This is a genomic window from Bacillus sp. 7_6_55CFAA_CT2, from assembly GCF_000238655.1.
GTDB classification, from domain to species: Bacteria; Bacillota; Bacilli; order Bacillales; family Bacillaceae_G; genus Bacillus_A; species Bacillus_A cereus.
Map to the genome: position 1 here is coordinate 384,134 of NZ_JH414708.1, position 21,002 is coordinate 405,135.

Genomic DNA, 21,002 nt, shown 5'->3' on the forward strand with positions numbered 1-21,002 from the left:
GTTGTCTTTTGAAAGGGGAAAAATATACGTGATACATACATACGAAGAAGCGATAGGGTGGATCCATAGCCGATTGAAATTTGGAATTAAGCCAGGATTAGAAAGAATGAGATGGATGTTAGAAGAACTTGGAAATCCAGAGCGTCATATAAAATGTGTTCATCTTGCTGGTACAAATGGAAAAGGTTCAACGTTAACATATATGCGTTACATGTTAGAAGGCGCGAAATATAAGGTAGGAACGTTTACCTCTCCTTACATCGAATCATTTAATGAACGCATTAGTGTGAATGGAACACCAATTGCAGACGAAGAGATTACTGAACTTGTAAAGATGGTAAAACCAGTCGTTGAAAAACTAGATGAAACGGATTTAGGGGAAGCGACAGAGTTTGAAATTATTACTGTTATGGCGATTTGCTATTTCGGTAAAGTCAATTTCTGTGATGTTGTTTTATTTGAAACAGGGCTTGGTGGACGTTTTGACTCTACCAATGTTATACACCCTGTCCTCACGATTATTACGAATATCGGTCACGATCATATGCATATTTTAGGAAATACACTAGGGGAAATTGCATATGAAAAGGCGGGGATTATTAAGTCTGGCGTGCCGGTAATTACTGGTGTACAAGATGAAGAAGCTTTGCAAGTCATTCAAAATGTTGCAAAGGAAAACCATGCAAACTTATACGAACTTAGCAAGCATTTTACAGCGTTACATAAACAGTCTAATGAAGATGGGGAACAGTTTGATTTTACTTGTCCTTTTTCCGCATTTGAAGATTTGCAAATCTCAATGAAAGGCATTCATCAAGTAGGAAATGCAGCGTTAGCACTTATGGCAGTAATGTATGTAAAAACATATTTATCATTTTTAATTGAAGAAGAGGAAATAAGAACGGGATTACTGGAAGCATATTGGATTGGGCGCTTTGAAAAGTTGCAAAGTAACCCGGATATTATTATAGATGGTGCTCATAATCCAGAAGGTATCGAAAGCCTTGTGAAAACAGTAGAAGCGCATTACAAAGATAAAAATGTAATAGTGTTATTTACTGCCCTTGGTGATAAACAATTACATAACATGGTAGGCCAATTAGAAACCATTGCAGATGAAATTATTTTTACAACATTCGCCTTTGATCGTGCTATTTCTGCTGATAAGCTTGCATCATATTCACAGAAAGAATCAAAATTAGTTTTTGAAAATTGGAAAGAGGCAATTGATACAAAAGTTGAAATGATAGCAGAAAATGATGTTTTTATCATAACGGGTTCTCTTTATTTCATTTCTGAAGTACGAAAATATATTCGCGAGAAAAACTAGATAGTCTTTGCTATCTAGTTTTTTTGTTCTACAAATGAAGTCAAATGCATACATATAAGATAAATATATAGGGTTATTTGGCGAATTCCTCTGACAAATATCTCGTTTTTTTATGAAATGAATATGATATGATGCGGACAACGATAAGAGGTGAGGTGTGAGTGTATGGACAAGCAATCACGAACGATCTCAGTGAAAGTGAATGGAACAGAAGCGAAGTATGAGGAAAAAAAGAAAGATGAATTTGAATGGATGGTAGTAGAAAGTGAACGACCGAAAAATGTTGTTCCGTTTCAAAAAGCGAAATCAATGTCTGTGGAAAAATACCGAAAGAAGTGGAGTAATACATTAATTGTAATCGTTGCAACTGCAATCATTATCGGTACGGCGTTTGGAATGGGGATGCTTCATTTACTTACTGGACAAGGAACGACAGGAGGAAGTGAAGTGACAGCTTCAAGGCCGACTGGAAATGGAGAATCAAAGGTGGGTGGAACGGCAGAACAAACACCAGCACCGAAAGAAGAAAAACAAAAAGCACAGACAGGAACGTCATTGGATCCGATGAAATTATTTTTTGTTCAAGGGGGGCTTTATTCTTCTGAAGAAAAGGGACAGGCAGCTCTTGAAGAATGGAAAGGCAATGGGGGCATTGGTGCTTTGAGACCGAGCGGTGATAAGTATGCAATAGTTGTTGGTATTGCTAGCGATGAACAGTCTATAAATCAATTAATGACTAAGTATAAAAATGATGGTGTCTCCGTTTTAAAAAAGAGCTGGGATATAACAGATAAAGCATTGCTGAAAGATGATAAAGAAGTAGGGACATTTTTAACAAAAGTGCAGCCATTATACACTCATTTAGCAAAATATGCTTCTAGCGTACAAGTTGGTGGAAAAAGCAGCCCAAAAGATATAGAAGCAATTGAAAAAGAATGGAAAAAGGTTGAAAAAGAAGGGGAAAGTATGAAACGAGAAGAAGCAAAGAAACTGTATATGTATACGTCGGTAGCTGTACAAACAGTAAAAGATGGAAAGGTGGATAAGGAATCTTTGGCGAAATTAAATCAAGTTATTATTGATGGTTTACTCTCGTATGAAAAAATTGTTTCGTAGAAAGTGAAATGATAGGATAATAAAATGAGTAAGAAAGAAGTACATGTACTTCTTTCTTTTCTTTTGAATTTAGAGCAAAGTGCTTTCTCTATGACGGGAATATAATCGTATGCAATAAAGAAGTTTTATTTTAGTTAGAGAAATTAATATTTCTTTCATTTGTGGGCAAACTATTCCTTTGATACGATTAATATAAATTGTTCTGCTTCATGTGAGAAAGGAAGGAGAAAATATGAGAAAAATAATTTTAGCTTCAGGATCACCTCGGAGGAAGGAATTACTTGAGTTAGCTAGTGTGCCATTTGAAATCGTTGTAAGTGAAGTAGAGGAAACAATTGGTGCATATTCATCGCCTTCTGATATTGTAATGTCACTTGCCTTGCAAAAAGCATCAGCGGTGGCAGAAAATAATAGTGATCACATTGTGTTAGGTGCGGATACAATTGTTACATATGAGTCGCGTATTCTTGGTAAGCCTTCTAATGAGGATGAGGCGAAAGAGATGTTACAATTACTATCAGGGAAAACACATGAAGTGTATACAGGTGTTGCGATTATAGCAAAAGAAAAAACGGTTACTTTTTATGAGCGTACAGAAGTTACATTTTGGGAGTTAACAGAAGAGGAAATTGATACATACGTCGCGTCGAAAGAACCTCTTGATAAAGCCGGTAGTTATGGGATTCAAGGTAAAGGATCTATTTTCGTTCAAAATATTCAAGGGGACTACTATAGTGTAGTTGGCTTACCAATTGCACGTCTCGTTCGGGAATTAAAACAATTTGATATTGATGTAACCCATGCGTAAAATTGCATGGGGTTTTCTTTGAGAGAACAAATAAAGGGGTGGAGAGATGAACGGTATTCGTGATGTTGTAAGAGAAGAACAGCCACGGGAGCGTTTATTGTTAGAAGGTGCTGGAAGTTTATCAAATCGAGAGCTTCTCGCAGTGTTACTCAGAACAGGTTCTAAAGAAGAAACAGTTTTAAAGTTGTCAGATAAAATTTTACACCAATTTGATGGCTTACGTATGTTGAAAGATGCAACATTAGAAGAGCTAATTAGTATACATGGTATTGGGATTTCAAAGGCATCGCAACTTATGGCAGCCTTTGAACTAGGCAGAAGAATGGTACGTTTAGAATATCAAAATAGATATAGTATTCGAAGTCCAGAAGATTGTGCGAAATACATGATGGAAGAAATGCGTTTTTTACAACAAGAGCATTTTGTTTGTTTATATTTAAATACAAAAAATCAAGTTATACATAGGCAAACGATCTTTATTGGAAGCTTAAACACGTCAATTGTACACCCGAGGGAAGTTTTTAAAGAAGCCTTCCGTCGTGCAGCAGCCTCTATCATATGTCTTCATAACCATCCCTCAGGAGATCCCACGCCGAGCCGTGAAGATATTGAAGTAACCAAACGCTTAGTAGAATGCGGCCAGATTATCGGAATTGAAGTGCTTGATCATATTATAATAGGTGACCATAAATTCGTGAGTTTAAAGGAAAAAGGTCATATTTAAGACTATGCTTTTTACTTATTTTGTTTTATAATGTGATTTATGAGTTTTTTGTAGAAATTTATCTACAAAAAGGATAAAGATATAAAAAACGTACTGTTTTTATAATATAAATTAAGAAAAAATGAGTCCGTGAAAACAAGAAAGGAAGATAAATAATATGTTTGGATTTGGTGGATTTACTCGCGATCTTGGAATAGACTTAGGAACTGCGAACACGCTTGTATATGTAAAAGGAAAAGGTGTAGTTTTACGTGAACCTTCAGTAGTGGCGTTACAAACTGATACGAAACAAATCGTTGCTGTAGGTAGCGACGCAAAACAAATGATTGGTCGTACACCAGGGAACGTTGTGGCACTTCGCCCGATGAAAGACGGTGTAATTGCTGATTACGAAACAACTGCAACAATGATGAAATATTACATTCAACAAGCTCAAAAATCAAACGGTTTCTTCTCACGTAAGCCGTATGTAATGGTATGTGTACCATCTGGTATTACAGCTGTAGAAAGACGTGCAGTAATCGATGCGACTCGTCAAGCGGGTGCTCGTGATGCTTATCCTATCGAAGAGCCATTTGCAGCAGCAATTGGTGCAAACTTACCTGTTTGGGAACCAACTGGTAGTATGGTTGTTGATATCGGTGGTGGTACAACAGAAGTTGCAATTATTTCTCTAGGTGGTATTGTAACAAGCCAGTCAGTCCGTGTTGCTGGTGATGATATGGACGATTCAATCATTCAGTACATTAAGAAAAGCTATAACTTAATGATCGGTGAAAGAACAGCTGAAGCATTAAAATTAGAAATTGGTTCTGCAGGCGAGCCCGAAGGTATCGAGCCTATGGAAATTCGCGGTCGTGATTTAGTAAGTGGTTTACCAAAAACAGTACTAATTCAGCCAGAAGAAATTGCAGATGCATTAAAAGATACAGTAGATGCGATTGTAGAATCAGTTAAAAATACGTTAGAAAAAACTCCACCTGAATTAGCAGCTGATATTATGGACCGCGGTATCGTATTAACAGGTGGCGGGGCATTACTACGTAATTTAGATAAAGTAATTAGTGAAGAAACGAAAATGCCAGTTCTTGTTGCAGAAGATCCATTAGATTGCGTAGCAATTGGAACAGGTAAAGCATTAGACAATATCGATCTTTTCAAAACTGCTGCTCGATAATATTGCAAAATAAAAATCAGTGAAATTAAGAGGGTGTGAACGTGCCACAGTTTTTCTTAAACAAAAGATTAATTGTTTTGTTGGTTAGTATTATTCTTCTCGTGGCATTGATTGGAATCTCATTGAAAGAACGGAACAGTTTAACATGGCCAGAGCAGTTTGTTAAAGATACTGTCGGTGTTGTAGAACGTGTATTCCAAAAGCCAGCGAAATACGTAGCTGGATTCTTCGAAAATGTAGAGGATGTAAAGCGCACGTATGAAGAGAATAAAGAATTAAAAGCAAAATTAGATAATTATGCAGGTCTATCAGGGAAAGTAAAACAATTAGAAGATGATAACAAGAAGCTACAAGAGCTAACTGGTAAAAAAGAGTTAAATAGCGGGTATACTGAAATTCCAGCTACTGTTGTTTCTCGTAATCCAGATAAATGGTACGATTTAATTGGAATTGATAAAGGGGCACAGCAAGGAATTAAAAAAGATATGGCTGTAGTAACTTCACAAGGGTTAGTTGGAAGAGTGAAAAGTGTATCTCAGTTTACATCATCAGTAGAATTACTAAGTTCTATGAGCCGAACAAATCGCGTTTCTGCTATTGTACAAGGGCAAGAGAAAATCTTTGGATTGATTGAAGGTTATGACAAAGAAAAGCAATTACTTCTTTTCACAAAGATTGGCTCTGATGCACCGGTAGAGAAAGATCAACTAGTTGTAACATCTGGACTGGGTGATATTTTCCCGAAAGGTCTTGTAATTGGAAAAATCGTTGAAGTTCAGCCGGATGCATATGGCTTAACAAAAACAGCTTATGTAAAACCTGCCGCTGATTTAAATGACGTAGAGCATATTACGGTTGCTAAACGTGCAACACCTTCAGCGCCATTAGAATAGGAGGAGAAGAAGAGATGATGAAGATATTAAAAAGAGCAGCTCTTCCTCTTTTGCTCCTTTTTGTGTTTCTATTTGAAAATATGTTTGCTACTGTTGTTCCAACGGATGTGTTTTGGAAAGACAGCATAGCAGCACCGCATTTCTTTATAATCGTATTATGTTTTATTACAGTGTATTATAGTCCGGTCCAAGGGATTTATTACGGACTATTATTTGGCTTCTTATTTGATACCGTATACACAGAACTTGTCGGGATATATATTTTTGCTTATCCGATTTTAGCTTATTTAGTATATAGTGTGATGAAAGTACTACAATTGAATTTATTTATTGTTGTTTCTATCATATTAGCTAGTGTTGTAGCACTAGAGTATTATGTGTATGGATTCTTAACTTTATTAGGACGTACTCATATGCCAGCGTATGTCTTTTTCACAGATCGTCTCCTTTCTACTTTATTGTTAAATGCTATTTTCTTATTGATAGTTTGTTTCCCACTGAGACGATATATAGTGCGTCTTTCAAAAGCGATGGAAGAAAAAGAAAAAAGGATTTTCTAATTTTATGTCGAATTGAATCGGTGGGGTGAACTTTAGTGGAAGAAAAAAAGCAACAAAATGTAACGATAAAAGGGACAAAAGATGGGATAACGCTTCATTTAGATGATTGTTGTTCATTCTCAGAATTATTGGTGGAATTAGACGAAAAACTTTCTACACATTACTACGATGGTGATGGACGCTCTCTAATTGAAGTGCATGTGAAAGTAGGAAATCGTTATTTAACAGAAGTCCAACAAGAAGAGATTCGTACGTTAATTCGTAATAAAAAGAATCTTGTTGTGGATTCAATTGAAAGTGATGTTATCACTAAAGCAGAAGCAATAGCTTGGAAAGAAGAAACAGAAATTGTCCCTATTTCCAAAATTGTTCGCTCTGGACAAGTTTTACATGTAAAAGGAAATTTGTTGTTAATTGGAGATGTTAATCCAGGCGGAACGGTTATCGCTGGGGGGAATATTTTTGTCGTAGGATCATTAAGAGGAATTGCACATGCTGGGTATTATGGGGATTCGGATGCTGTAATCGCTGCATCTGTTATGAACCCGATGCAACTTCGAATTAGTGATGTGGCAATGCGGGCTCCGGAAGAGAAAGAAGACGGAGCGGAGGCGGCAGAATGTGCGTATATTAATGAGAACAATCACATTGTTGTCGATCGCCTGCAACTTCTCACTCATCTTAGACCTAATTTAACAAAGTTAGAAAGGGGAATTGTATAGCTGTGGGAGAGGCAATAGTAATTACATCTGGAAAAGGCGGAGTAGGTAAAACTACTACATCTGCGAACATTGGTACGGCCCTAGCGTTATCTGGAAAGAAAGTGTGCTTAATTGACACAGATATCGGTCTTCGAAATTTAGACGTAGTAATGGGGCTGGAAAATCGTATTGTATTTGATCTTGTTGATGTCGTTGAAGGGCGTTGCCGTTTACCTCAGGCTCTTATTAAAGACAAACGTTTTGATGATCTTTATTTATTACCTGCAGCACAAACGAGTGATAAATCAGCGGTAACACCTGAACAAATGGATGAATTAATACAAGTATTACGTCAAGATTATGATTACATATTAATCGATTGTCCTGCGGGGATTGAGCAGGGATTTAAAAATGCGGTAGCTGGTGCGGATAAAGCAATCGTTGTTACGACTCCAGAAGTATCCTCAATGCGCGATGCGGATCGTATTATTGGGCTTTTAGAAAAAGAGGATATTGAACCACCGAAACTTGTTATTAACCGTGTACGTAGTCATATGCTTCATGAACAGGATATGTTAGATGTTGATGAAATTGTACGTACATTGTCAATCGAGCTTCTTGGTGTTGTCGAAGATGACGATGAAGTTATTCGAGCTACAAATACAGGTGAACCTGTGGCGTTGCAACCAAGCGGAAAAGCAGCGTTGGCTTATCGTAATATTGCAAGACGCTTGTTAGGTGAGAATGTACCATTACAAGCATTTGAACAAGAAAAGGTATCGGTATTTGCAAAGGTGAAAAACTTCTTTGGAATCCGTTAAGAGCACTTCGCACATATGCGAGGTGCTTTCTTTTTTCTTCACACGAATATCTTTCTTTCTTAGCTCATACATATGTACAAACTGTATACAACTGTTTCTAATGAAATTAGCTTAACGAAAGAAAGGAGACAGTATGAAGAATAGACGCGTAGAAGAAATTAAAAAGCGGATTGCAAAAAGGAAGGCCGAGCAAGAAAGGATGGAGGAAGAGCAGTATTTTAACGGAGGGAATTTTGATAGTGAAGCGGTATTTATTGAAGATGGAGAAAAGGAAATGCATCCTTTATTTCGAAAGGAAGTCTTTTTCTTCAAAGTTTTATTATCAGCAATATTAGTTCTTTCGGTTGCTATTTTATATAAGAATGCTCCTTCTTCATTCAATGGAGCTAAAGCTGTTACAGAAAAAGTGATGAAAGAGGAATTTCAGTTTGCTACTGTAGCGAAATGGTACGAAAAGCAATTTGGAAAACCGCTCGTATTCTATTCGCCGAACGAGAAAAAAGAAGGAAGTATTCAGCAAAAAGATTATGCAATTCCTGCTTCTGGAAAGGTAATGCAAGGGTTTCAAAAAAATGGCCAAGGTGTATTTGTCCAAACAGCTACAAATGCAAAAGTGGAGTCAGTAAATGAAGGGTTAGTTGTTTTTGCAGGCAAGAAAGAGGAACTTGGAAATACAGTTCAAATTCAACATGCAGATGGTACGGAGTCATGGTATGCAAACTTAAACGATATGTCAGTGAAATTATATGATTACGTTTCAAAGAAACAAAAAATTGGAACGGTAAGTAATGATACAAATGATAAAAATGGAAAGTTTTATTTCGCGATAAAAAAGAATGAAAAATTTATTGATCCGATCCAGGTGATATCATTTGATTAAATATAGGGACGTTTTAACGAAAATTTCCGTGCATCCATTATTTTGGGTTATTATTGTCATTGGTATTTTTACTGCGCGTTTTAAAGAGTTACTACTGTTATTTTGTATTGTTCTTATTCATGAACTTGGGCATGCTTTTGCAGCAGCACACTATAATTGGCGTATAAAAAGAATTCAGCTTTTGCCGTTTGGTGGCGTTGCCGAGCTTGAGGAACATGGTAATAAGTCATTGAAAGAGGAACTTGTTGTCGTAATTGCAGGACCGATTCAACATGTTTGGATGATGCTGGTAGGTTACATGTTGTTCGAAGCCGGTTGGCTGAATACAGATTTATATTATTTCTTTATGTGGAATAATATAATTATTTTAGCATTTAATTTACTCCCTATTTGGCCGTTAGATGGCGGGAAAGTATTGTTTAATGTATTATCATATCGTTTCCCTTATTTACAAGCACATGAAAAGATGATGCAATTGTCATGTGTTTTTTTTGGTGTAATATTAGGATGGCAGTTACTCTGGAATAGTAACAATATTATGATGTGGGTACTACTCATATTTTTAGCAGTGTCATTATATCAAGAGTGGAAACAAAGACGGTATGCATTTATGCGTTTTTTATTAGAACGTTATTATGGAAACAAAAGAGGAATCGAAAAGATTGCACCTATTGAAGTGCAAACGGAAGATCGTTTATATACGATCTTCACAAAATTTCGTAGAGGATATAAGCATTCTATTATCGTCCGTGGAAAATATAAAGAGCATTACACATTGGATGAAAATGAATTGCTCTATGCATATTTTACTGAAAAACGAACAACTTCATCAGTTGAAGAATTAATCGGTTAGTGTTGACGATAGCACTAACCTTTTATTATTGTAAAAGCAAAGAAGATTATAAAGTGAGGAAATAATTTTGAAAACGTTATATGTGAATTACGCTGGTTCGGAAAAGCGGGTTGCAATTGAAGAGAAGAAAAAAATTGTTGAGTTTTTATGGAAACGTAATGAAGAGCAAGAGATTGTTGGGCATATTTATGTTGGACGTGTCGTAAGAACAATTGCTGGAATGAATGCAGCTTTTGTAAACATCGGTTTAGAAAAACATGCTTACCTTTCATACGATGATGTACCATCTTCTTATCGTATACATGAAGGGCAAGCGATACTCGTACAAGTTGTAAAAGAGGCAATTGATACGAAAGGGCCTAAATTGACAGCGAATATAGAATTTACCGGGAAATATGTCGTTTATATGCCGTTTGATGAGATGCGCGCTGTTTCTCGAAAAATAAAAAATAATAAAAGAAGACAACAGTTACTCCAAATTGAAATAGAGGGAACGGGGGGATACATTTTCCGTTCTGCTTCTGAAAAAGGAGCAATTGAAGAAATACAAGCTGAAATGCAAGAGTTACAACAGTTGTATGAAGAGTTAAAAAGAAAAGAGGGCCAAGGAAAGGCGCCGTTATTACTTCATCGACCGGCGACCTTTTTAGATCGTGTATTTCAAGAGAACCCAATTGAAACCATTGAAAAAGTAGTTGTAGATACAAGAAGTATAGTAAAAGAATTAGAAGACAAAATTGGAAAAGAAAAAGTATCTTTTTATAATGAAAAGTCTTCGATGTTTAACCATTTTGGAATAGAGCGTGAAATTGAGAAAGCACTTCAAAAAATTGTTTGGCTTTCAAATGGTGCTTATTTAATTGTAGAACAAATGGAGACGATGACTGTAATTGATGTGAATACGGGCAAGTTTACGGGAAAACAAAATTTACAAGATACAGTACTTCGCACAAATGAGATGGCAGCTGAAGAAATTGCACGCCAATTAAGACTTCGTGATATTGGTGGTATGATATTAATTGATTTTATTAATATGAAAAAAAGAGAAGATAAAGAAAAGGTAAGAGAATGTCTTATAGCTGCTATGCAAGATGACCGCACATATACAAGGGTGCTCGGCTTTACGGAGCTAGGGATTTTGGAAATGACACGTAAACGTAAAAAGCATTCTTTACGGGACGTATTATTAAAAGAGTGTGTACCTTGCAAAGCGACGGGTTATGTGATGTCGCATGAAACAATTGCGTATGAGTTAGAGAGAGAACTAATCACATATGGCAATATAGAAGATGAAGCGGTATTAATCGCTGCGCCTAAAGAACTGCAAAAACAGTTTTTGCAAAAAGAATTACAAAAAATATTCCATTTGAAATTTATTTCAAAGATGATAATATCGAAAAGTATGCTATCGTTCGTTTTGGAAGTAAAAAAGAAATTGTAGAGCGGAAAAAATAGTTAGCAGAACATTTATTGACAACCGTCTATGATTCATGATAACATCTTTATGTTATAGTTTATAGCACCTAAACGGCTATATGCTACAACCGCACAAGACAGGTTCCCTAAAGGCATTTATGTCTACCTCGTTTTTGGCGAGTCTTAGTAATTAAGAGGAGGTGCAAGTATGTACGCAATTATCGAAACAGGTGGAAAACAAATTAAAGTTGAAGCTGGTCAAGCAATCTACATTGAAAAATTAGATGTTGAAGCTGGTGAAACTGTTACTTTTGACAAAGTTCTTTTCGTTGGTGGCGAAAACGTTAAAGTTGGTAGCCCAGTTGTAGAAGGTGCAACAGTTACTGCGAAAGTTGAAAAACAAGGTCGCGCTAAGAAAATTATCGTTTTCAAATACAAAGCGAAAAAGAACAATCGTAAGAAACAAGGTCATCGTCAACCTTACACTAAGCTAGTTGTTGAAGCTATCAACGCTTAATTCTGGTTAACATGATTAAAATTACGATAAGTCGCACGAAATTAGGAAGTATCCAATCATTTAAAATGACTGGACATGCCGATTATGCGCCACATGGACAAGACCTTGTCTGTGCTGGAACTACAGCGGTTGTGTTTGGTTCTATAAATGCAGTGGAAGAACTTTGTAATGTGCAAGCAACTATTGAACTCGGAAGTGATGGCGGATTCTTAACGTATGAATTGCCTAATGATTTAGACGTTCATACAGCAGAAAAAGCACAAACGCTTTTAGAAGGATTAGTTGTTTCGCTTAAGACGATCGAACTTGATTACGGAAAGTATATCCGTTTAATAGAAAAAGTGCAGGAGGTGTAACGTATGTTAAGATTAGATCTTCAGTTTTTCGCATCTAAGAAAGGTGTAGGTAGTACAAAGAACGGTCGTGACTCTCAGTCAAAACGTCTTGGTGCTAAACGCGCAGATGGTCAAACGGTTACAGGTGGTTCAATTCTTTACCGTCAACGCGGTACAAAAATTTATCCAGGTGTTAACGTTGGTCGTGGTGGCGATGACACTTTATACGCGAAAGTTGACGGCGTAGTACGCTTTGAGCGTCTTGGTCGTGACCGCAAACAAGTGAGCGTATATCCTGTTGCTCAAGAAGCATAAGAACTCACGGAAAACTCTAACCTGAGTGCAGGTTAGAGTTTTTCTATATTAAGGGGTATCTAAATGAATGAAAAATGGACAATTATAGATGCATTGCGCCATTCAAGACATGATTGGCTCAATCGTATGCAGATGGTGAAAGGAAACCTTTCCCTTGGAAAAGTGGAAGAAATTCATAGTCTCATCGATCGTTTTGTCCAAGAAGCGAGACAAGAATCCAATCTGATGGGGCTATCAATGCCTTTATTTTCAGAGTGGATTTTAACATATAATTGGAAACAGCAGCCGTGCTTATTGGAGTACGAAGTATTAGGGAAATTACATAACTTATCTCACTTAGATGAGACTGTATGTACATGGACGAATCAATTTTTCTCGATGCTTCAGCATAGTTTAGACGTATATGTTGAAAATTATGTTTGTATCACAATTGAATGTGACGCGGATAATGCTCGTTTCTTTTTTGATTTTCGTGGTAAGCTAACGAGTGTAGAAGAACTACAGAATTGGCTTGCGATCCAAAACAATAAATGGTATTCCATTTCTTATACAGTGCGAGACGAAGAAGTCTCAGTTATATTACAACCAATTGAAAAAAGTGTGGTGAAATAATGTTTGTAGATCAGGTTAAGATATATGTAAAAGGCGGCGACGGTGGTAATGGTATGGTTGCGTATCGTCGTGAGAAGTATGTACCAAAAGGTGGCCCAGCAGGTGGCGACGGTGGTAAAGGTGCAGATGTTGTTTTCGTAGTTGAGGAAGGCTTACGTACATTAATGGACTTCCGCTACCAACGTCATTTCAAAGCTGATCGCGGTCAGCACGGAATGAGTAAAGGTCAGCACGGACGTAAGTCTGAAGATTTACTTGTAAAGGTTCCGCCAGGAACAGTAGTAAAAGATGAAAAAACTGGTCAAATTCTTGCCGATTTAGTAACGCATGGACAAACTGCTGTAATTGCAAAAGGTGGCCGCGGTGGCCGTGGTAACTCACGTTTTGCAACAGCTACGAACCCAGCGCCAGAAATCGCTGAGAACGGGGAACCAGGTCAAGAGCGTGATGTTATTCTAGAACTTAAAGTACTAGCAGACGTTGGACTTGTTGGATTCCCAAGTGTAGGTAAATCTACATTATTATCTGTTGTATCATCAGCGCGTCCGAAAATTGCAGAGTATCATTTCACAACAATCGTTCCAAATCTTGGTGTTGTTGAAACGGGTGATAACCGCAGCTTCGTTATGGCTGACCTTCCAGGACTAATTGAAGGCGCACATGCTGGCGTCGGACTTGGACACCAATTCTTACGTCATATTGAGCGTACACGTGTAATCGTGCATGTTATTGATATGTCTGGTTTAGAAGGCCGTGATCCATATGAAGATTACGTAACGATTAATAATGAATTAAAAGAATACAATCTTCGCTTAACTGAGCGTCCACAAGTTGTTGTTGCAAACAAAATGGATATGCCAGATGCAGAAGAAAACTTACAAGCATTTAAAGAGAAAGTGGGAGACGAAGTAAAAATCTTCCCAATCTCAGCTGTAACAAGACAAGGTGTTCGTGACTTACTGTTTGAAGTAGCGAACTTAATAGAAACAACACCAGAATTCCCAATACATGAAGTTGCGGATGAGTCTGATACAAGTGTAATGTACAAATTTGATACTGAAGGTGTTAAATTTGAAATTACACGTGAAAGTGATGGCACGTTTGTTATCTCTGGTTACGATATTGAGAAGACATTCAAAATGACAGACTTCTCACGTGATGAATCTATACGTCGTTTCGCTCGTCAAATGCGCGGAATGGGTATTGATGAAGCGCTTCGTGCACGTGGTGCGAAAGACGGAGATATTGTAAAAATTCTTGAATATGAATTTGAATTTATCGATTAAGACTGCCGAAATACGGCAGTCTTTTTTTATATCGTAAAAATCGGATTTATATAGGAAAAAATCCCCACTAATTAAATTTTCAATTTATAATAAAAAGGGGAGTGGTTTTAGAAGAATTTTTTTATGGGGAGAAAATGAACATGTATAAAATATTAATTGTAGAAGATGATGAGAAAATCGCGGGAATATTAGAAGAGCATTTAGAAAGATATGGCTATCAATCATTTAGAGCAAGTGATTTACGTCAAATAAAAGATGAGTTTGTAAAAGTGAATCCTCATCTCGTGTTACTTGATATTAATTTACCGTACTTTGACGGTTTTTATTGGTGTCGTCAAATTCGTACTGTATCGAATGCACCAATTATTTTTGTTTCTGCAAGAACAGGAGAAATGGATCAAGTAATGGCGATTGAAAATGGCGGCGATGATTATATTACGAAGCCATTCCATTTAGATATCGTAATGGCAAAGGTGAAGAGTGCACTTCGCCGTGGTTACGGAGAGTATGCTTCTGCCGCTGAGAGTGATTGTTTAGGTGTAAATGGACTGTTGTTATTCCCGTCTCAGCATATTGTTGAGTGGCAAGGACAACAAACTGAACTGACAAAAAATGAGTTTTACTTATTAGAGTGTTTAATGAAACAGGTGAATCAATATGTAACGCGCGAAGAACTGTTAGAAGCTCTATGGGATGAAGTAGCATTTGTGGATGATAATACATTAACCGTAAATGTAAAGCGTGTAAGGAAGAAACTAGAGGAGTTAGGCATTAAAAATGCAATTGTAACGAAACGTGGATATGGTTATGCGCTTTTTACGGAGTGGGGCGAAGGGCATGAAGGTTAAAAATTACCTTATGGACCGCTTTTCTTTAATTCTTTCTTATATTGTTAGCCTTTGTTTATTTGGGCTCGTTTTACAGCTGCAAAGTCTTTTAGAAAAGAAATCCATTGATTGGAGTACGTGGTTATATGGACTTTTATTAGGAACAGTTGTGTTTACTGTATACCTCATTTACGATTACCGAAAACGGAGTGTGTTTTTAAAGAGGATCGAAAAGTATGTTACTGGTGGAAATACATTACATGACTCTTTACTTATTGATGAATCTTATACATCAGAGCAAGAAATGGTCGTTGAATCTTTTACGTTATTAAGACAGCAATATATGAATGAAGTTCATAAACAGCATGCGAAAGAGCAACAGCAAATGATATTTATGAACCAATGGATTCACCAAATGAAAACACCAGTATCTGTTATTGAATTATTGCTGCAAAAGTTTGGCAAAGAGCATCGTGAGGCAAGGGCAACAGTTGAAAGTATTCGTGAAGAAAATAACCGTATACTAAATGGTTTAGATTTAGCGTTACATATGGCAAGACTAGAGCAGTTTGCGAAAGATTATAAGGTAGAAGTAGTAAATGTTATAGATGTCGTGCGAGGGATTATTAATGAAAATCGGAAATCCTTTATTCAATCGTCTGTATTTCCGAAAGTGATGTTTGAAGAAGATACTTGTATGGTTGCATCTGATAGAAAATGGCTGAGTATTGCTATAGGTCAAATTGTTGTAAACGCAATCAAGTATACAAAAATTTCAGCGGCAGAGAAAAAAGAAATTCAATTTCAAATTGAAGAGAAAAATCAAAAGGTGTTATTACATATTAAGGACAATGGAATTGGTATTCCAGAGCAAGACGTAAAGCGCATATTTGATCCATTTTTTACGGGAATAAATGGACGTAAAACGAGAGAAGCGACTGGGATGGGCTTATATATTACGAAGGAAATTTGCGATAATTTACATCATGGAATGTATGTCCAATCGGCTGAAGGAGAAGGGACAACATTCACGTTCCAATTTGCAAAAGATGAAGAATATCATACATTGATGAGAAAAATGACAAAACTGTAAGATAACAAAACGTTTTGTAAGGGAAATCACTCGTTTCTTTTTCTTATTTTTCTTATAGTAAATGTAAGAAGAAAACACGTAGGGGGATTAGAAATGAGTGTTCTTGAAGTAAAAGGATTAACGAAGGTGTACCAATCAAAAGGTTCAGTAGCGACGACTGCTTTAAACGATATAAATTTTAAAATAGAAGAAGGCGAATTTGTAGGGATTATGGGTCCTTCAGGAAGTGGGAAAACGACGCTTTTAAATTTATTAGCAACAATTGATAAGCAAACTTCAGGTCATGTGCTTGTAAATGGTGAAGAAATTAATCAAATGCGTGCTGCAAAATTAGCGGAGTTTCGCCGTACACATTTAGGGTTCATCTTCCAAGATTTTAATTTACTTGATACGTTATCCATTAAAGAAAACATTATTTTACCACTTGTAATGGCGAAGAAATCTGTAAATGAAATCGATGCGAAAGTACTGGAAATTGCGAAGTTTTTAAACATCGAAGAAATTTTAAATAAAAAAGTATACGAAGTATCTGGGGGACAACAACAACGTGCAGCAGCAGCGAGAGCAATCATTCATGAACCGACGTTAATTTTAGCAGATGAGCCAACTGGAAACTTAGACTCGAAGTCAGCAAAATCGCTAATGGGCGCTCTGCAAGATTTACACGAGCAAAAGAAAGTAACGATTGCAATGGTTACGCACGATCCAGTAGCGGCTAGTTATTGTGAACGTATCCTTTTCATACGCGATGGAGAAATTTTCTCGGAAATACATAAAGGAAGAACGAAACAAGCCTTTTTCCAAGAAATTCTGGACGTACTTGCGATGCTAGGAGGAGAATATCATGAACTTTCGCCAGCTCGCGCTTAATAACGTAAAAGGAAATTGGCGTAACTATAAAGCGTTTCTTATAAGTAGTTGTTTATCGATTGTCGTATTTTTCATGTATGCTTCTTTTATTTATCATCCAGATGTCGTAAGCGGTAATATTAGTATGAGAAAGATGATCACAAAAGGATTAGAATCGATGAATTATATTGTGGTCATCTTCTCGGCACTCTTTATTTTATATGCAAATTCAACGTTTTTACGAGCAAGAAAAAAAGAGTTTGGTCTACTAACATTAATAGGCGGAACGAAATTGCAGCTCGGCCGAATGATTATATTAGAGCAACTGATGTTAGGTAGTATTGCAATTGTAGTTGGTATTGGGGTTGGGATGCTTTGTTCAAAATTATTTTTCCAAGCGTTAAGCGTATTATTAAAAATAGATAAGACACTTCCACTTGTTTGGAATAGTAAAGCAGTTCTTATTACAGCTGGTGTATACTTTATTCTATTTTTAATCCTATCATTGTTTAGTGTTTGGACAGTAGGACGCTTGCAAATTATTGATTTATTAAGAGAGGCAAGAAAGCAAAAAGTAGAGCCGTTTGCATTTACATGGTTATGTGTAGTTGGTATAGGATGTATTATTGTTGCATATGTACTTAGCTTCCAAGTAACGTTTCTGAATTTCCTCATCCTCTTTTTACCGGTGGTAGGACTGACAATTGGCGGAACGTATTTACTATTTACACAAGGTAGTACAGTTGTATTAAAAGCATTACAAAAAAGAAAGCAATCTTTTTATACGTACCCAAATATGTTCGTCCTTAGCAACCTTATTTATAAAATGAAAGATAATGCTCGTTTTCTATTTGTAATTTCTATCATTACGGCGGTAGTATCTTCAGCGGTGGGTACACTGTACGTATATTTTGAAAATATGAGTGCGAAAACGGTAGAACTTACACCACATGCTATTTCATATGAGGAAAAGGGGTTAAATACGCATAACCTTATTAATGAAGAAAAGGTACAGGAGCTTGTGAAGAGACACGGGTTTGAAGATGCGCGAAAAGTAACATACGTTAAACTACCGGCAACACAGAAAATAACGTTGTTTAATAGTGAACATGAAGTACCGATGACGATTATTTCAGAAAAAGAATATAATGCAGAAGTGCGCAAACAAAAGAGAGAGCAACCTACAGAAGTTCATAATGCACCAGGTAGTGCAACGATGGTTATGGTTGATATGTCAAATGAACTGATGAAGATAGATCGTACGAAACCGTATGAATTTATAATTGACGGACAAAAGCAGTCTGTTCAATTAAATAATCCAACGCAGTATTCTGTTTTTAATGATAGTGAATATCTCATTGTAAATGAACAAGATTTTGAGAAATATGCAAAACTCGTACCAGATGAAGAAAAGACGAAATATTACGGTTATTATATTGAGGATTGGAAAAGTACAGAAAATCTTGTATTAGATTTGAAAAATGAAATTGTACCAGAAAAGCAAGGGGAATTGAGAAATTCAGTGTTTGCGTATAAGGATATAAGAGAAGGTGGAGCAATTACAATGTTCATCGGTTTCTTCGTAGCGGTACTGTTCTTCTTCTTCGCTTGTAGTATGACATACTTTAAATGGTTTAACGATAAAGAACAAGATCGTATTCAATTTAAATCGTTAAAGAGAATTGGTATGACAGATAAAGAAATTCGCAAAATTGCGATTCGACAAATGGGAGTTATCTTCTTTATCCCAATTTTAATCGGTTCCATTCATAGTGGATTTGCTCTTCATACGTTAGGAAAAATGCTTTATATTAATTTGTGGAAATCAGGTGCGCTTGTAATTGGAGCATACATTTTAGCTTCTGCCATTTACTTTATGATCGCGCAAAGAGGATATTTAAAACACGTAAAAAGCTAGGGGAACCTCTAGCTTTTTGCCTATGTAGTAAGTTACAGGAGGACGATAGATGAACATTCGGCAACTAGCGCTGCAAAATATAAAAGGAAATTGGCGTAATTATAAAGTGTTTTTCTTAAGTAGTTGTTTTGCAATATTTGCTTCTTACGCATATATGTCTGTCATTGTGCATCCATATATGCAAGAGACGATGTGGTATCAAAACGTACGCTGGGGACTTATTATATGTAATGTTATAATCATTTCTTTTTTCGTCATATTTATTTTGTACTCTACTTCTATTTTCATAGAAGCACGTAAGAAAGAATTAGGGTTATATATGTTAATGGGAGCAACGAAGTCTAACGTAATAGGAGTGATTATGACCGAGCAAATTTTAATCGGGGTCTTCGCGAATATTTTCGGTATTGGGCTTGGTATGATATTTTTAAAACTCTTTTTTATGGTATTTAGTATGTTACTGGGGCTTCCGAAAGAACTCCCTGTCATATTTGACGTAAGGGCGATTGGTGTAACATTTATTACATATATGGTCGTTTTTATTTTGTTATCTTTTATAAGTGCTTTACGTATATGGAATATAAAAATCATTCGGTTATTGAAAGAATTTCGAACAGATAAAAAAGAGAAGAAAACATCAAAGTGGCTCTGTTTATTCGGTTTTGCTTGTTTAGTGGGCGGGTATGCATTGGCGCTACAAGTGACGATGGCTACGATAGCGATATACTTTTTCCCTGTGTCTATACTTGTCTTTTTTGGAACGTACTTTTCTTTTACACATGGAGCTACCCAAATGTTAGAAATAATAAAGCGAAATAAAAAGATTATGTATACATATCCGTATTTATTTATAGTGAATCAATTGTCACATCGAATGAAGGAAAATGGTCGCTTTTTCTTTCTGATGTCTATGGCAACGACGTTTGTAGTTACAGCAACAGGTACGGTGTTCTTATATTTTTCTAGCATGCAAGATATGTGGCGAACTGGAGGGGTACACTCGTTTTCGTACATAGAAAAAGGTATTTCTACTCATGAAGTCTTTGAGGAAGGTGCGGTTGAAAAATTACTGCATCAATATGGGTATGACGATTTTCAATATATGAGTTTTGTTGGAGTGTATGCATCCTTTCAGTCTAGTAAAGGAGAAACAACAATAGTACCGCTTATAAAAGAAAGTGAATATAACCAAGAAGCAAGGAAACAAAAACAGAAAACGTATCGACCTAAAAAAGGTACAGTGACACTCGTTTATTATAATAAATACAATAATTCGAATGTATATAATCAAAAAGAGATTCAATTGCAAGTAATGAATCAACCATATCAATTCGTATTTAACGGTCAGAAAGAAGGGGTTCAATTTAACCATCACCCTTCGTACATTAATGGTCTGTTCTTTGTTATGAATGATGAAGATTTTGATAGTATAGCAAATCAGGTTCCTGATTCTGAAACAATGATATATAGAGGCTACACATTACCAAATATCGAAAAGACGAAGAAATTAAATGAAGATTTACGGAAACATATGAAACAAGATAATAATAATGCATTTCGAAGCAATATGGAGTTGTATGTAAATATGAAAGAAGGCGGTGATATTACTCTATTTGTAGGCTCATTTATTAGTATATTATTCTTTCTTACTTCATGTAGTATCGTGTATTTTAAATGGTTCCATAATATTGCATCGGACCGAAAGCAGTATGGTGCACTCTCTAAACTTGGAATGACGAAGGAAGAAGTATGGAAAATTTCTCGTTGGCAATTATGTATGCTATTTTTTGCGCCAATTATAGTAGGGAGTATGCATAGTGCAGTTGCGTTATATACGTTTCATAATACGCTTTTTATGGATGGATCATTAAGAAAAGTAGGTTTGTTCATTCTGTTTTATATCGCAGCATGTATCATTTATTTCTTCTTCGCTCAAAGAGAATATAAGAAACATTTAGACTAGCGAATGCT

General features: G+C 36.2%; 21 protein-coding genes, 1 pseudogene and 1 other annotated feature. All 22 genes and pseudogenes read left to right on the top strand.

Going from position 1 to position 21,002, the window contains the following annotated elements; genetic code table 11:
- The first annotated feature begins 28 nt into the window (after positions 1 to 28).
- Positions 29 to 1,330, top strand: a complete 1,302-nt coding sequence (locus HMPREF1014_RS02125) for a bifunctional folylpolyglutamate synthase/dihydrofolate synthase (protein WP_000582068.1) — start codon at positions 29 to 31, stop codon at positions 1,328 to 1,330.
- Between the two features lie 165 nt (positions 1,331 to 1,495).
- On the top strand, positions 1,496 to 2,446 hold the full coding sequence (locus HMPREF1014_RS02130) for a hypothetical protein (protein WP_000361012.1): 951 nt from the start codon (positions 1,496 to 1,498) through the stop codon (positions 2,444 to 2,446).
- A 232-nt stretch (positions 2,447 to 2,678) separates the two neighbouring features.
- The gene (locus HMPREF1014_RS02135) at positions 2,679 to 3,254 is read left to right on the top strand and encodes a Maf family protein (protein ID WP_001226291.1); all 576 of its coding nucleotides are present in this window, start codon (positions 2,679 to 2,681) and stop codon (positions 3,252 to 3,254) included.
- Positions 3,255 to 3,300: 46 nt separating this feature from the next.
- The gene (gene radC, locus HMPREF1014_RS02140) at positions 3,301 to 3,978 is read left to right on the top strand and encodes a DNA repair protein RadC (RefSeq protein ID WP_001013391.1); all 678 of its coding nucleotides are present in this window, start codon (positions 3,301 to 3,303) and stop codon (positions 3,976 to 3,978) included.
- Between the two features lie 157 nt (positions 3,979 to 4,135).
- The gene (gene mreB / locus HMPREF1014_RS02145) at positions 4,136 to 5,155 is read left to right on the top strand and encodes a cell shape-determining protein MreB (protein WP_000466736.1); all 1,020 of its coding nucleotides are present in this window, start codon (positions 4,136 to 4,138) and stop codon (positions 5,153 to 5,155) included.
- A 41-nt stretch (positions 5,156 to 5,196) separates the two neighbouring features.
- Positions 5,197 to 6,048, top strand: a complete 852-nt coding sequence (mreC, locus tag HMPREF1014_RS02150; RefSeq protein WP_001135488.1) for a rod shape-determining protein MreC — start codon at positions 5,197 to 5,199, stop codon at positions 6,046 to 6,048.
- Between the two features lie 14 nt (positions 6,049 to 6,062).
- Positions 6,063 to 6,608: a rod shape-determining protein MreD gene (mreD, locus tag HMPREF1014_RS02155; RefSeq protein WP_000975766.1), complete on the top strand. Its 546-nt coding sequence runs from the start codon at positions 6,063 to 6,065 to the stop codon at positions 6,606 to 6,608.
- A gap of 35 nt (positions 6,609 to 6,643) precedes the next feature.
- Positions 6,644 to 7,330 (top strand): septum site-determining protein MinC, encoded by a 687-nt coding sequence (minC, locus tag HMPREF1014_RS02160; protein ID WP_000391525.1) that lies wholly within the window; start codon positions 6,644 to 6,646, stop codon positions 7,328 to 7,330.
- Positions 7,331 to 7,332: 2 nt separating this feature from the next.
- Positions 7,333 to 8,130: a septum site-determining protein MinD gene (minD, locus tag HMPREF1014_RS02165; RefSeq protein ID WP_000503309.1), complete on the top strand. Its 798-nt coding sequence runs from the start codon at positions 7,333 to 7,335 to the stop codon at positions 8,128 to 8,130.
- 133 nt (positions 8,131 to 8,263) lie between these two features.
- Positions 8,264 to 9,010 carry a stage IV sporulation protein SpoIVFA gene (spoIVFA, locus tag HMPREF1014_RS02170; RefSeq protein ID WP_000797471.1) on the top strand — a complete coding sequence of 249 codons (747 nt, stop codon included), beginning with the start codon at positions 8,264 to 8,266 and terminating at the stop codon, positions 9,008 to 9,010.
- Complete coding sequence (gene spoIVFB, locus HMPREF1014_RS02175) at positions 9,003 to 9,863, top strand: stage IV sporulation intramembrane metalloprotease SpoIVFB (protein ID WP_000599054.1); 861 nt, start codon at positions 9,003 to 9,005, stop codon at positions 9,861 to 9,863. The genes spoIVFA and spoIVFB overlap by 8 nt, the downstream gene beginning before the upstream one ends.
- A gap of 67 nt (positions 9,864 to 9,930) precedes the next feature.
- Positions 9,931 to 11,318: pseudogene (locus HMPREF1014_RS02180) on the top strand (Rne/Rng family ribonuclease).
- 77 nt (positions 11,319 to 11,395) lie between these two features.
- Positions 11,396 to 11,473 (top strand) — a sequence feature (ribosomal protein L21 leader region).
- Between the two features lie 14 nt (positions 11,474 to 11,487).
- Positions 11,488 to 11,796 carry a 50S ribosomal protein L21 gene (gene rplU, locus HMPREF1014_RS02185; protein WP_000270907.1) on the top strand — a complete coding sequence of 103 codons (309 nt, stop codon included), beginning with the start codon at positions 11,488 to 11,490 and terminating at the stop codon, positions 11,794 to 11,796.
- Between the two features lie 11 nt (positions 11,797 to 11,807).
- Positions 11,808 to 12,152 carry a ribosomal-processing cysteine protease Prp gene (locus tag HMPREF1014_RS02190; RefSeq protein WP_002001054.1) on the top strand — a complete coding sequence of 115 codons (345 nt, stop codon included), beginning with the start codon at positions 11,808 to 11,810 and terminating at the stop codon, positions 12,150 to 12,152.
- 3 nt (positions 12,153 to 12,155) lie between these two features.
- Positions 12,156 to 12,446, top strand: coding sequence for a 50S ribosomal protein L27 (gene rpmA / locus HMPREF1014_RS02195; protein ID WP_000944958.1), 291 nt, complete (start codon positions 12,156 to 12,158; stop codon positions 12,444 to 12,446).
- Between the two features lie 63 nt (positions 12,447 to 12,509).
- Positions 12,510 to 13,058 (top strand): sporulation initiation phosphotransferase B, encoded by a 549-nt coding sequence (locus HMPREF1014_RS02200; RefSeq protein WP_001003583.1) that lies wholly within the window; start codon positions 12,510 to 12,512, stop codon positions 13,056 to 13,058.
- Positions 13,058 to 14,344: a GTPase ObgE gene (gene obgE / locus HMPREF1014_RS02205; RefSeq protein ID WP_000497127.1), complete on the top strand. Its 1,287-nt coding sequence runs from the start codon at positions 13,058 to 13,060 to the stop codon at positions 14,342 to 14,344. Before HMPREF1014_RS02200 ends, obgE begins: the two co-directional genes overlap by 1 nt.
- 140 nt (positions 14,345 to 14,484) lie before the next feature.
- Positions 14,485 to 15,192 (top strand): response regulator transcription factor, encoded by a 708-nt coding sequence (locus HMPREF1014_RS02210; protein WP_001986640.1) that lies wholly within the window; start codon positions 14,485 to 14,487, stop codon positions 15,190 to 15,192.
- Complete coding sequence (locus HMPREF1014_RS02215; protein WP_000865401.1) at positions 15,182 to 16,264, top strand: HAMP domain-containing histidine kinase; 1,083 nt, start codon at positions 15,182 to 15,184, stop codon at positions 16,262 to 16,264. Before HMPREF1014_RS02210 ends, HMPREF1014_RS02215 begins: the two co-directional genes overlap by 11 nt.
- A gap of 93 nt (positions 16,265 to 16,357) precedes the next feature.
- Positions 16,358 to 17,134 carry an ABC transporter ATP-binding protein gene (locus HMPREF1014_RS02220; RefSeq protein ID WP_000114529.1) on the top strand — a complete coding sequence of 259 codons (777 nt, stop codon included), beginning with the start codon at positions 16,358 to 16,360 and terminating at the stop codon, positions 17,132 to 17,134.
- Positions 17,109 to 19,031: an ABC transporter permease gene (locus HMPREF1014_RS02225; RefSeq protein ID WP_001011406.1), complete on the top strand. Its 1,923-nt coding sequence runs from the start codon at positions 17,109 to 17,111 to the stop codon at positions 19,029 to 19,031. Before HMPREF1014_RS02220 ends, HMPREF1014_RS02225 begins: the two co-directional genes overlap by 26 nt.
- A 49-nt stretch (positions 19,032 to 19,080) precedes the next feature.
- Entirely contained in the window at positions 19,081 to 20,994 is a 1,914-nt protein-coding gene (locus HMPREF1014_RS02230; RefSeq protein WP_001026365.1) for an ABC transporter permease, read from the top strand.
- Positions 20,995 to 21,002: the final 8 nt, after the last annotated feature.

What these genes read in the sequence shown, in the direction of transcription:
- HMPREF1014_RS02130 (WP_000361012.1), top strand. Translation starts at nt 1,496, where the DNA reads ATGGACAAGCAATCACGAACGATCTCAGTGAAAGTGAATGGAACAGAA.
- HMPREF1014_RS02135 (WP_001226291.1), top strand. Translation starts at nt 2,679, where the DNA reads ATGAGAAAAATAATTTTAGCTTCAGGATCACCTCGGAGGAAGGAATTA.
- radC (WP_001013391.1), top strand. Translation starts at nt 3,301, where the DNA reads ATGAACGGTATTCGTGATGTTGTAAGAGAAGAACAGCCACGGGAGCGT.
- mreB (WP_000466736.1), top strand. Translation starts at nt 4,136, where the DNA reads ATGTTTGGATTTGGTGGATTTACTCGCGATCTTGGAATAGACTTAGGA.
- mreD (WP_000975766.1), top strand. Translation starts at nt 6,063, where the DNA reads ATGATGAAGATATTAAAAAGAGCAGCTCTTCCTCTTTTGCTCCTTTTT.
- spoIVFA (WP_000797471.1), top strand. Translation starts at nt 8,264, where the DNA reads ATGAAGAATAGACGCGTAGAAGAAATTAAAAAGCGGATTGCAAAAAGG.
- rplU (WP_000270907.1), top strand. Translation starts at nt 11,488, where the DNA reads ATGTACGCAATTATCGAAACAGGTGGAAAACAAATTAAAGTTGAAGCT.
- HMPREF1014_RS02190 (WP_002001054.1), top strand. Translation starts at nt 11,808, where the DNA reads ATGATTAAAATTACGATAAGTCGCACGAAATTAGGAAGTATCCAATCA.
- rpmA (WP_000944958.1), top strand. Translation starts at nt 12,156, where the DNA reads ATGTTAAGATTAGATCTTCAGTTTTTCGCATCTAAGAAAGGTGTAGGT.
- HMPREF1014_RS02200 (WP_001003583.1), top strand. Translation starts at nt 12,510, where the DNA reads ATGAATGAAAAATGGACAATTATAGATGCATTGCGCCATTCAAGACAT.
- obgE (WP_000497127.1), top strand. Translation starts at nt 13,058, where the DNA reads ATGTTTGTAGATCAGGTTAAGATATATGTAAAAGGCGGCGACGGTGGT.
- HMPREF1014_RS02210 (WP_001986640.1), top strand. Translation starts at nt 14,485, where the DNA reads ATGTATAAAATATTAATTGTAGAAGATGATGAGAAAATCGCGGGAATA.
- HMPREF1014_RS02215 (WP_000865401.1), top strand. Translation starts at nt 15,182, where the DNA reads ATGAAGGTTAAAAATTACCTTATGGACCGCTTTTCTTTAATTCTTTCT.
- HMPREF1014_RS02220 (WP_000114529.1), top strand. Translation starts at nt 16,358, where the DNA reads ATGAGTGTTCTTGAAGTAAAAGGATTAACGAAGGTGTACCAATCAAAA.
- HMPREF1014_RS02225 (WP_001011406.1), top strand. Translation starts at nt 17,109, where the DNA reads ATGAACTTTCGCCAGCTCGCGCTTAATAACGTAAAAGGAAATTGGCGT.
- HMPREF1014_RS02230 (WP_001026365.1), top strand. Translation starts at nt 19,081, where the DNA reads ATGAACATTCGGCAACTAGCGCTGCAAAATATAAAAGGAAATTGGCGT.